The sequence below is a fragment of the Oceanicoccus sp. genome (assembly GCF_029238675.1).
Classification (GTDB): Bacteria; Pseudomonadota; Gammaproteobacteria; order Pseudomonadales; family Dasaniaceae; genus Oceanicoccus.
Window position 1 is genome coordinate 35,584 of the sequence record NZ_JAQWFR010000022.1, and the last position, 11,813, is coordinate 47,396.

Here is an 11,813-nt window from a genome sequence, read left to right on the forward strand (position 1 = left end):
AGTGGTTTATTGCTCGGTAACGGGCTGTGATGCGTAATCAAAGTTACGCAATTGTCGGGCAATTTTTGCAGCGAGGTTTTGCAACATTTCACGGCGCAAAAGATTTTCTTCGTCGCGAGTGCTGACGACTTTGTTCGGGTCGTTTGGCATAATTTTGCGTTCGGTCAGTCTGTTGGGGCCTAGTACTCGCTGACCTTTGGCGTTACGCAGTTCAAAGCTGATTTCTTCTGTGAGTTGGTATTCCGCTACTTTGGCTTTCTGCCCAAGGGTGGCACTGCGCTTATCTTTTTTCTGTTGCAGTATATGAATTTGGAAGTTGGCTGCGCTGGCGTTTTCAGTTAGCTCAACACCATAGGCACCCAATAAGTTACGCAACTCTATCGCCAATTGATCGCTGGATTGAATGCCGCCAATTAATAATGGTTCTACACCTTCGGGTAGTTCTACTTTGCCCCGTAATTGAAAACCGCAGCCTGCGCTAATCATCATGATTAGTAGTAAAGGCAGAAAAAACGTTTTTTTAAGCATGTAAAATCCTGATTATTTAACAGCGATGGTAACCAACTTGCCGGGAATCACTTTACTCATTTTTATTTCTTTGTCTTCAATAAACTTTTGCACATTAACATCGGCAAAAGCCAATTCCAAAATAGCTTCCTGGGAAGCGTCTGCGGCTACTTCAATTTTACCCCGTACTTTACCATTGACCTGTACTACCAGTTCAATTGAGTCGCGCACCAGGGCTGCTTCGTCAATGGTTGGCCATGCGGCATCAATCATTGCGCCTTTGTTACCCAGAACTCCCCAGAGTTCATGACAGAAGTGCGGGGCAATAGGCGACAGCATAATCACAATCGCTTGTAAGGCTTCACGTTCAACGGCAAGGCTTTGCTCGTTATCATTCGGCAGCTTGGCAATATCGTTAGTCAATTCCATGATGGCAGCAATGGCGGTATTAAAGGTCAGGCGGCGGCCGTAGTCGTCGCTGATTTTACCAATGGTTTCATGTAATTTGCGGCGCAGGTTTTGCTGTTCTTTATTGAGTTTGGCTTTATCCAGTGCCGGAACTTGCTCCTGCTGTAAATGATTATGGATACGATTCCATAAACGATTTAAAAATTTATGCGCGCCACCTACGGCTGAGTCCGACCACTCCAGCGATTGTTCGGGAGGAGCGGCAAACATAATAAATAAACGTACAGTATCGGCGCCGTATTGTTCGATCATCATCTGCGGGTCAACGGTATTGCCCTTGGACTTGGACATTTTAGTGCCGTCTTTTAATACCATGCCCTGACAAAGCAACTGGTCAAAAGGCTCGTCACAATTAATTAGCCCTTCGTCGCGCATTAATTTGTGGAAGAAGCGGGCGTATAACAGGTGCAGTATGGCGTGCTCAATACCGCCAACATATTGGTCCACCGGTAGCCAGTAATTGGCGGCATCGCTATCCAGCATGCCGTCTTCATAATTGGCGCTGGTAAAGCGGGCGTAGTACCAGGAGGATTCCATAAAGGTATCGAAGGTATCGGTTTCACGCTCTACCGCCTGGCCATTCAGTTCATCTTTACGCCACTCAGGGTCGCTTTTAATCGGCGAGGTAACGCCGTCCATTTCAACGTCTTCCGGTAATAGCATTGGCAGGCGGTCAGCAGGTACCGCAATTTCACCGCCATCCGGTAAATTGAAAATAGGAATAGGTGCACCCCAGTAGCGCTGACGGGAAACCCCCCAGTCACGCAGGCGGTAATTAGTGGTTTTACGGCCTTTGTCCAGTGTTTCCAGTTTGGCGGCAATGGCATCAAAAGCGGTTTCAAAATCCAGACCGTCAAACTCGCCAGAGTTAATGGTGGTGGTATTGCCTTTACGGGCATACCAGTCCTGCCAGTTGCTGTTATCGAAGGCTTCATCGTTGCTATCGTTACTGGCAATGACTTGCACAATAGGCAGGTCGTATTTATTGGCAAAGGCAAAGTCGCGCTCATCGTGTGAAGGTACGGCCATCACTGCGCCAGAGCCATAATCCATCAATACATAGTTAGCGACCCAGACGGGTACCGATTCACCGGTGATAGGGTGAACCGCATTGATACCGGCAAAGACACCCTTTTTCTCCATGGTGGCCATATCGGCTTCGGCAACCGAACTGGCTTTGCATTCAGCGATAAAATCTTTTAGCTCAGGGTTATTCTCTGCCAGTGCCAGGCTGATAGGGTGCTCGGCGGCCAGGCTAACGTAAGTGGCGCCCATTAAGGTATCAGGGCGAGTGGTATAGACCTCAAAGCTGTCGATACCGGCAACGGTTTCGGCCAGGTCAAAGCGCATTTCCACGCCCTGGCTGCGGCCAATCCAGTTGCGCTGCATGGTTTTAACTTGCTCGGGCCAGCCGTCCAGCTGGTCCAGGTCATCCAGCAGTTGGTCTGCATACTCGGTGATTTTAATAAACCACTGGGGGATTTCTTTGCGTTCTACTAAGGCGCCTGAACGCCAGCCGCGGCCGTCAATAACCTGCTCATTGGCCAATACGGTTTGGTCTACCGGGTCCCAGTTAACGCTGGACATTTTTTTATAGACCAGGCCTTTTTCATACAGGCGGGTAAAAAACCATTGCTCCCAGCGGTAGTAGTCCGGCTTGCAGGTAGCCAGTTCCTTGGACCAATCGTAGGCAAAGCCCAGCTGTTTTAGTTGTTTGCGCATATAGTCAATATTGCTATCGGTCCACTTGGCGGGGGCGCTGTTATTTTTTACTGCAGCATTTTCCGCCGGCAGGCCAAAGGCATCCCACCCCATAGGCTGAAGCACATTCTTGCCCAGCATGCGCTGGTAGCGGGAGATCACGTCGGCAATGGTGTAGTTGCGCACATGGCCCATATGCAGCTTGCCGCTGGGGTAGGGGAACATGGCCAGGCAGTAGTATTTGTCCTTTTCGGTATCTACGGTGGCGACAAAACTCTCGTTGTCAGCCCAGTATTGTTGCGCCTGTTGTTCGATCTCTTTGGGGTTGTATTGCTCTTGCATTGTCAGCTTCAGTTTTTGGGTTTATCGGTTTGAATTTATAGAGGAAAATCAGGCGCGCATTTTAGCAGAAATTGGCGGCAGACTGATACCGGTAGCGGGGTATTGTTTAAGCGATAGCGGGCTAGGTCCCGGCAATTATCGCGGGAATAATCCTAATTTCATCCCATTTCACCAGGGGCTGCTTTTTGCCGTTGGCTTTCACCAACTCAACCAGATGAAAGTCAGCCATTCGTGACAGGGTACGGGATACATTGCTCTGCTCGCGACCCACCAGCTTTGCCAGTTCAGAAACCGTCTGTGGATGATGCCGGCGGATGGCCTCTATCATGGCGCAGTTATCTTTGTTGAGTAGCCGCCCGATGGACTCCATGGAGCTTACCCATATTTTTGGATCTGTTTTTTTAGGGATTAAGCGGCCTGCTGCAATATCTACTGTACGCTGCCTGATATATTCGCTGGATGCTATGCCTATGACGAGTTTGGTCATGTTTGATCTCCTTATTGATGCCCTATGGATTGGGTTGATCTACATTGATTGCTTTATCCATAGTTGCGTCCTTGTGATATATCATCTAGTGATATGTTGGCCAGTGGCTTATTAAAAAATAATAGGGCCTATTGCGGTCGTGGTGACCGAGCCAAAACAATAATTGCCATACAAAGAATTAATACTGGCCAGCTCCCTGTGATAGCAAAAGGTGTTGCCCCACCAAATACCAGTGCCTCTCCGGAGATAACCTCTCGGGTAAACTGGTCACCGCGTGCGAGGATCTTACCACGTTGGTTAATAATGGCACTAACACCGCTGCCGGTGGCGCGTAATAAATAGCGCCCACTTTCCAGGGCTCTCATTTGTGCCATTTCCAAATGTTGCAGAGGCCCAATAGAGCGACCAAACCAGGCATCGTTACTGATGGTGATAAGCATATCGGCTTTAGGTAGCCATTGCGTTACCAGCCCCGGGTAAACAATTTCATAACAGATAAAAGGTGCCAGGGTAAGGTCGCCAGCTTTAATGCCTGCCTGCCACTGCGCGCCAGCAGAAAAATTAGACATAGGCATATCAAAAAACTGAATCAAGCCACGCAGACTATTTTCCAGCGGTACGTATTCACCAAAAGGTACCAGGCGCTGTTTGTGATAAAGGCCGTCGCCGGCACCAAAGGCCATAATGCTGTTATAGCGATGGGTATTGCCTGCAGGGTCTTTTTCGCGGAAAGGGATACCGGTAATCAGGGTGGTGTTATGTTGTTTGGCTTTGTTACTCATTAAACCAAGAAACGGTTTGGCGGATTGGTAATAGGCAGGGATGGCAGCTTCTGGCCAGATAACAATATCGTTTTCTGCCCATAGTGCGGCGCTGGTTTCCCGGTAAAGTTTTAAGGTGGCCTGGTATTGATCCTGGCGCCATTTAACTTCCTGCGGAATATTGGCCTGTACCATGGCGACTTTAATGGCGGGTTGGTCGGTGGGTGTAGTCCAGTTAATGGTGTTCAGTAAAAAACCGCCCAGCCATAATGCAGCCACCATTAAAAGATGACTTAGGATGATTTTTTGGCGTTGCAGCCCATAACTAATCACTGCACCAGTAAGGGCAACAACAAAGCCCAGCGCATAAATACCACCAACCGGTGCCCAGCCTGCCAGTGGGGTATCGATATGGCCATAACCCATATACAGCCAGGGGAAGCCGGTTAAAAACCAGCTGCGCCACCATTCACCCAATACAAATACAGCGGCAAAGCCTAACAGTTGACCACTGTCGCAATCACGCACCCAGCGGGCATAGCAATAAAAGGTGACGCTGGTAAAAATACCCAGGCCGGCACTAAAAATTAAAGTCAGAAAAGCGGCGAGGGGGATGGGGGCATAACCGTAAACATGAATGCTGACATACACCCAGGAGGTGCCCACACCAAATAAGCCAAAACCGTAAAACCAGCCGCGGCTGGCCGCTTGTTTGGGGGTGAGATCGGATAATAGCCAAACCAGTAAAGCAGTACTGGCAATGCCCAAAGGCCAAAGATTAAAGGGCGCCAGCGAAGGCGTAACCAAAGCACCGGCGATAACTGCCAGCAGATGTCCAGTCCAACCTTGAGTAATGGATTTCACCGGGGCTTTTGTCCTTGTACTTAGCTGGCGGTAATTTCTGACATGCGCAGCAAATGTACTTGACGGCTGTCGGCATTTATTACTTTAAATTCATAACCGTCCACGGTGGCTACTTCATTGCGGCGTGGCAGGTGGCCAAATTGCTTTAAGATAATACCGCCTATGGTGTCGAATTCTTCGTCGCTAAATTCTGCTTCAAAGGTTTGGTTAAAATCGTCGATGGGAGTGAGGGCTTTAACGATGTAATCATTTTCGGCAAGCTTTTTAATATAGCTGTCGGGTTCTACATCGTGTTCATCTTCAATTTCACCGACGATTTCCTCTAACACATCTTCAATGGTTACCAGACCGGCAACACCGCCGTATTCGTCGATAACAATAGCCATATGGTTTCTGTTTTCACGGAATTCACGTAGCAATACATTCAGGCGCTTGCTTTCCGGTACAACGGTAGCGGGGCGAAGCATACTGGTAATATCGATAGTGCCGGCTTCATTTTCGAGTACTAGCGGTAATAAGTCTTTGGCCAATAAAATACCGAGGACTTCATCAGTGTTTTCACCGATTACTGGATAGCGCGAGTGAGCGGTTTGAATAATTTGTGGCAGTAGTTCGCTCAAAGGGTCTTCGGCTTTAATTACCGTCATTTGTGTGCGCGGCACCATAATTTCTCGCACCTGCATTTCGGTGACTTGCATAGCGCCATCGATGATTTTTAGGGCGTCGCTATCAATCACTTCGTTCTGTTGCGCCACTTTTAAAACATCCAGCAAATCATCCCGGGATTTTGGTTCGGATGAAAAGGCGTGGGCAATTTTTTCGAGCCAGGATTTTTCTTCTGGCTCGGAGATTCGGTCTTCGTTCATAGTTTTGGGTGCAACCCTCCTAGAGGTTTACTGCATTATTAATTTCCAGAATGTAAGGATTGGCAATTTGCAATGTTGCCAGTGCATCAATTTCCAAGCCTTCCATTATTTCGGCTTCTTCGTCTTCTATATGGTCGTAACCTAATAGATGTAAGGTGCCGTGGATCACCATATGGGCCCAGTGATCATTGAGGTTTTTATGTTGTTGTTCGGCTTCACGTTTAACCACGGCAGCACAAACCACCAAGTCACCCAGTAGGGGTAAGTCGATAGGGTCGGGCAAGTCTGCGGGGAAGGATAAAACGTTGGTAGCTTGGTCTTTGTTGCGGTAATCGCGGTTTAAAGCAGTGATTTCTGCTTCATCGACTATGCGAATAGTAAGCTCGGGTGCTGTCAGTGAGTCGGCCTGTTGAGCTTGTGTTAGTGCTGCAGCCACCCACTGTTGTATGTGTTCCGGGGGAGGTTGGTCTTCGTCTTCTACGGCGATTTGCAAGTCTACGCTGATATTCATTGCGTTTTTTTCTCACCGGCCGGTGTGGTTTTGGCTTCTATAGGCTTGGTGCTATTTTCCAGGCGGTCATAGGCATCTACAATTTTTTGTACCAGTGGATGGCGCACCACATCTTTGGACTGGAAGTAGGTGAAGCTGATGCCGTCGACGCCGTCCAGGATATTAATCACATGAGTCAGGCCGGATTGGGTGCCGCGGGGTAAATCAATTTGGGTAGCATCGCCAGTAATGACAGCGGTAGAACCAAAGCCAATACGGGTCAGGAACATTTTCATTTGCTCCTTGGTGGTATTTTGGCTTTCGTCGAGAATGATAAATGAATCATTCAAGGTGCGGCCACGCATATAAGCCAATGGCGCGATCTCAATAATGTTGCGCTCAATCATTTTGGTAACGGTTTCAACGCCAATCATTTCATACAGGGCATCGTAGAGTGGGCGCAAATAAGGGTCGATTTTTTGCGCCAGGTCACCGGGTAAAAAGCCGAGTTTTTCTCCCGCTTCTACCGCAGGGCGTACTAATAAAATACGCTGAACTTCTTCATTCATTAGCGCTTGTACGGCACAGGCTACGGCTAAATAGGTTTTGCCGGTACCGGCGGGGCCAATACCAAAATTTATATCGTTATTTAGTACTGAACGCACATAGCCCTGTTGGTTTGATCCGCGGGGCTTGATGGTCGCCTTTTTGGTGTGGATCAGGGTAATGGGTTCTACGCTGTGGTCGCCGGCTTCGTGTAAGGTTTCAATACCGGCTTGCTGCAAGCTTAAGTGAATAGTTTCGGCGCTTAGGGTTACGCCTTCGCAGGCATCTTTGTAGAGGTCTTTTAACACGGCACTGGCGGCAATGGCATGACTGCCGCTGACTTCAAAGCGGTTGCCGCGATTGCGAATCTCAACAGACAGACGCTGTTCTATCTGACGCAGGTGCTCGTCAAATTGGCCGCAGAGGCTGGCTAGGGCTTGGGAGTCATTGGGCTCTAGTGTTAGAGCCTGTTTGGATGTGGCTGGTTTATTCAATGTGTTTTATATAAGCCGCTGGGCGGCACCTAAGATGGTGTAAGCATAGGGATGAATGGGGGTATGAGTCAATAGATATTCTTGTAGCATAATTGGGGTTCGGGGTATCACCGTCATTCCCGCGAAGGCGGGAATCCAGCCTGCATGCTTATGCTGTTATTTCCGCTAAAGCGGAAATCTACAGCGCTGGATTCCCGCCTTCGCGGGAATGGCATGGGTGCTAAAGGAGTTTGCCTCGTAGTGAGTTGGGCAGGGCTTCGGTGACTTCTACGTCAACGAAATTTCCGATAAGTGATTGATTATCTGAGGAAAAATTCACCACGCGGTTGTTTTCGGTGCGGCCCTGTAGTTGGCCGGGGTCTTTTTTGGAGACACCGGTTACCAGAATTTTTTCCTGATTGCCCACCATTTGGCGGCTAATTTGCTGGGCCTGGGAGTTAATGCGCTGTTGCAGCTTTTGCAGACGCTCTTTTTTCACTGCGTCCGGGGTGTCATCGCTAAGTTCTGCTGCTGGTGTGCCGGGGCGGGCGCTGTAGATAAAGCTAAAGGATAAATCGAAGCCAATCTGTTCGATTAAGTCCATGGTGTCATTAAAGTCTTCATCGGTTTCGCCGGGGAAGCCGATAATAAAGTCTGATGAGAAGCTGATATTTGGGCGAATAGCCTGCAGGCGCTGCATTTTGGCGATATATTCGTCGCGGTTATGGCCCCGTTTCATGGCGGTCAAAATGCGGTCAGAGCCACTTTGAACCGGCAGGTGCAGGTGGCTAACCAGTTCCGGGATATCTTTATAGGCTTCTATTAAGGCGTCGCTAAATTCAACCGGATGGGAGGTGGTATAACGGATACGCTCAATGCCGGGTACCGCGGCGACAAAGGATAATAGTTCGGCAAAGTCGACAATCTCTCCTTCGTGGTTTTCTCCGCGGTAGGCATTGACGTTCTGGCCCAGCAAGTTGACTTCTTTTACACCTTCGGTGGCCAGGTGGGCGATTTCAGCAATTACATCATCAAACGGACGACTGACTTCTTCACCGCGGGTATAGGGCACCACGCAGAAGGTACAGTATTTAGAGCAGCCTTCCATAATAGAGACAAAGGCGCTGGGGCCATCTACTGTAGGTTCAGGCAGGGCATCAAATTTTTCAATTTCAGGGAAGGTGACATCAACCATCACCGGGCCATTGGGTTTGGCAGCATCAATCATTTCTGGCACGCGGTGCAGGGTTTGAGGCCCAAAGATGACATCCACAAAGGGAGCGCGCTTGGCTATGGCATCCCCTTCCTGGCTGGCAACACAGCCGCCCACACCGATTACCAGATCGGGGTTTTGGTCTTTGAGGTTTTTCCAGCGGCCTAGTTGGTGGAACACCTTTTCCTGCGCTTTCTCGCGGATGGAGCAGGTATTTAGCATAATAACGTCAGCTTCTTCGGGGTTTTCAGTGGGTTCCAGATGATGGCTGACCCCCAGCAGGTCTTGCAGGCGATCTGAATCGTACTCATTCATTTGGCAGCCATGGGTTTTGATATAGAGCTTTTTCACCGGCAGGTCGCTGCTGGAAGAAGGGCTGGCTGGCTTATCGCTGGCGATAACGTCGTTCATTGCTTTTGACCTGAAAAAAGTAAACCTGAAACACACTGCAACAGGGCGGGTGATTATATAGGATACGGGTATTTCATGACCACACCATGCTGCCACTATGTTAGTATTCTCTGGCTTAATATTCCGAGATTTGGCCTTGGAGGCCGTTTTTATCAAAATCCGTTCAAAGGTGATATAAACATCTATGTCAGAAAGTACTCCTATTTATAAAGTTATTTTCCTTAACCAGAACAAGGTTTATGAAGTGTATGCCAAGGCGATTTACCAAAGCGAGCTGTATGGTTTTGTTGAGGTGGAGGAGTTTGTCTTTGGTGAGCGCAGCCAGATGATTGTCGACCCGGGTGAAGAGAAGCTAAAAACTGAGTTTGCCGGGGTTAATCGCTCTTATGTGCCGATGCACTCTATTGTGCGTATCGATGAGGTGGAGAAAGAGGGAGTGGGCAAGGTGTTGGACGCCTCTGCTAATGGTAATAATGTGGCGTCGTTTCCATTGCCGGGTAGTGCCAGGCCTTTGTCGGGTGATGTGGATTGATCCTTGTTACTGTTATAAAAAACGCCAGCTAAAAGCTGGCGTTTTTTTTGCGTGCGGTTGGTGGATTGCAATCCACCCTACGGGCTGGCGTCATTCCCGCGAAGGCGGGAATCCAGTACTGTAGATTTCCGCTTTAGCGGAAATAACAGCATAAGCCTGCAGGCTGGGTCCCCGCCTTCGCGGGAATGACGGTTATTGGGCCAATGCCTGCTTAACCGAAGCCAGCTTAACGCAAGTGATAAATACTTCCATGGCCTTTTCGATCTCACTGATGGTGGGAAAGCTTGGGGCCAGGCGAATGTTTTTATCTTCTGGATCATTGCCATAAGGGAAGGTGGCACCTGCAGGTGTCAGTTTTACACCGGCACCAGCAGCTAAGGCAATAATCTCCCTGGCAAGCCCGGGGCGAGAATCGAAGGAAATAAAGTAACCCCCTTCAGGCTCAGTCCAGCTTCCCATATCGGTATCACCCAGTTCTGAGCGCAGTGAAGACAGCACGGCATCAAAACGCGGCTGCATAATCGCAGCATGACGACTCATATGTTCACTGAGGGTGGCGCTATCTTTAAGGAAGGCGACATGGCGCAGTTGGTTAACTTTATCCGGGCCTATAGAGGTAAAGCCCATATGTTTTTTAAGTACCGCTAAATTAGCCGGGGAGCTGGCCATAAACGCAACACCGGCACCGGCAAAGGTTATCTTGGAGGTAGAGCCAAAAATATAGACGCTATCTTCAGTACCTTCCTGGCGGCAGTAATCCATTAGGTTGGGTAGCTCTTGGGCATTGTCTTTTAATACATGCACCGCGTAAGCGTTATCCCAAAATACACGGAAGTTAGGGCCAGCAATTTTGCCAAGCCGGGCAATACGCTGTACCACTTCATCGGAATAAACCACACCGGTTGGATTAGAAAAGCGAGGTACACACCAGATACCTTTAATACTGGAGTCGGCCTGAACTAATTGCTCAACCTGATCCATGTCCGGGCCATTTTCATCCATGGCCACCGGGATCAGTTCTACGCCAAGGTGCTCGCACACCGAAAAGTGGCGATCGTATCCGGGGACAGGCGCCAGAAATTTAACCGGCTGGCCTTCGTTTGCCTGTACCTCGTTGGACCAGGCGCTGTCAGCATCACTAACACCCTGGTGCAGTGCTGTTTGCACACTGAAATACATCAAAGAAAGACTGCCGTTACCACCAATCATCACTTCTTCAGGTTTAACACCGACCATATTTGCAAATAGGGTTTTGGCTTCGGGAATACCATCCAGGCCGCCGTAGTTACGCAGGTCGGTACCGGCGCTGTCGGTATATTTACCATTTAAAATACCGTCCAACTCATTGGATAGATCCAGTTGGTCGCTGCTGGGTTTGCCGCGGGTCAGGTCCAGGCTTAGGCCTGCTTGCTGGATGGCTTGGTACTGCTCACTCAGGGTAGTTTCCCACTCGCGCAGTTGTTCCGGAGTTGCTTGATTGAGACGCAACGTAATGCCCTCTTTAAGTTAGTAGCTGATTAGTCAACATGTTAGCAATGGCGATTCACAGGTTAGTGATGCCGTTTATGCAGGGTCTGGCCTTGCGCGAAGATTATACCTGAAACCGGCGCAAGGTGGGTACTGGGATCGGTACTATTTACTTGCTGTAGTGTTTAATCAGTTCTTCAAGCTGGGCTATGGCGGTATCAGAGGCATCAATAATATGAAAGCCAGACCAGTAGCGGTGAAAGTTTTCGACTTTGCGGCACCAGAGGCAATCGGCGCCCAGTTCCACGGTATTGCTGCCAGCTATTTCAATCGGCAATTGCAGGGCCAGCTGGTATATAGATTGGGTAGGGATTTCTTTATCCGTGATAACCATAATACCTTCAACGGTGACATTAACCAGTTCGCCAAATTCGCCGCCGTTGATCATATCGACGATGGGGATAGACTGGTTGAGTTCTTTGCGCTCGTGCTTTCTTTCGATCATATCTTTCATAGCTTGCCTGTTACTGCCTGTTGTTGTTCTTCTATATGATGTTAGTGTAGACCATTAGTCTGGTTTATTTTGTTCTCACCTTGTGCGGCCTGCATGGCGCGTTTTTCTGCCAGGTGAATGCGGCGGGCATCCGGGTGGTCAAAAAAGTTCTGGTCAATCACGGCAATTTTG

At 49.1% G+C, this 11,813-nt stretch carries 11 protein-coding genes; 1 reads left to right on the forward strand and 10 read right to left on the reverse strand.

The window, feature by feature from the left end; translation table 11 throughout:
- Positions 1-6: 6 nt before the first annotated feature.
- From lptE to miaB, 8 genes are all read right to left on the reverse strand, one after another.
- Positions 7-528, reverse strand: a complete 522-nt coding sequence (gene lptE / locus P8H32_RS06975) for an LPS assembly lipoprotein LptE (protein WP_297291303.1) — start codon at positions 526-528, stop codon at positions 7-9.
- Between the two features lie 12 nt (positions 529-540).
- Complete coding sequence (gene leuS, locus P8H32_RS06980) at positions 541-3,018, reverse strand: leucine--tRNA ligase (protein WP_301088904.1); 2,478 nt, start codon at positions 3,016-3,018, stop codon at positions 541-543.
- A gap of 121 nt (positions 3,019-3,139) precedes the next feature.
- Entirely contained in the window at positions 3,140-3,505 is a 366-nt protein-coding gene (locus P8H32_RS06985; protein ID WP_297291301.1) for a MarR family transcriptional regulator, read from the reverse strand.
- Between the two features lie 128 nt (positions 3,506-3,633).
- A complete protein-coding gene (lnt, locus tag P8H32_RS06990) occupies positions 3,634-5,130 on the reverse strand; it encodes an apolipoprotein N-acyltransferase (protein ID WP_301088907.1) in 1,497 nt (498 codons plus the stop codon).
- A gap of 20 nt (positions 5,131-5,150) precedes the next feature.
- The gene (locus P8H32_RS06995; RefSeq protein ID WP_297291299.1) at positions 5,151-5,996 is read right to left on the reverse strand and encodes an HlyC/CorC family transporter; all 846 of its coding nucleotides are present in this window, start codon (positions 5,994-5,996) and stop codon (positions 5,151-5,153) included.
- Positions 5,997-6,015: 19 nt separating this feature from the next.
- Entirely contained in the window at positions 6,016-6,507 is a 492-nt protein-coding gene (gene ybeY / locus P8H32_RS07000; protein ID WP_297291298.1) for an rRNA maturation RNase YbeY, read from the reverse strand.
- Positions 6,504-7,526 (reverse strand): PhoH family protein, encoded by a 1,023-nt coding sequence (locus P8H32_RS07005; protein WP_297291297.1) that lies wholly within the window; start codon positions 7,524-7,526, stop codon positions 6,504-6,506. The genes ybeY and P8H32_RS07005 overlap by 4 nt, the downstream gene beginning before the upstream one ends.
- 220 nt (positions 7,527-7,746) lie before the next feature.
- Entirely contained in the window at positions 7,747-9,129 is a 1,383-nt protein-coding gene (gene miaB / locus P8H32_RS07010; protein WP_297291296.1) for a tRNA (N6-isopentenyl adenosine(37)-C2)-methylthiotransferase MiaB, read from the reverse strand.
- A 184-nt stretch (positions 9,130-9,313) separates the two neighbouring features.
- On the opposite strand from miaB, the gene P8H32_RS07015 reads away from it, so the two are divergent.
- The gene (locus P8H32_RS07015; RefSeq protein WP_297291295.1) at positions 9,314-9,661 is read left to right on the forward strand and encodes a DUF1820 family protein; all 348 of its coding nucleotides are present in this window, start codon (positions 9,314-9,316) and stop codon (positions 9,659-9,661) included.
- Positions 9,662-9,853: 192 nt separating this feature from the next.
- Here the strand turns inward: P8H32_RS07015 and P8H32_RS07020 are convergent, their stop codons facing one another.
- Positions 9,854-11,149: an aminotransferase class I/II-fold pyridoxal phosphate-dependent enzyme gene (locus P8H32_RS07020; protein WP_301088911.1), complete on the reverse strand. Its 1,296-nt coding sequence runs from the start codon at positions 11,147-11,149 to the stop codon at positions 9,854-9,856.
- 148 nt (positions 11,150-11,297) lie between these two features.
- Entirely contained in the window at positions 11,298-11,642 is a 345-nt protein-coding gene (locus tag P8H32_RS07025; protein WP_297292744.1) for a PilZ domain-containing protein, read from the reverse strand.
- Positions 11,643-11,813: the final 171 nt, after the last annotated feature.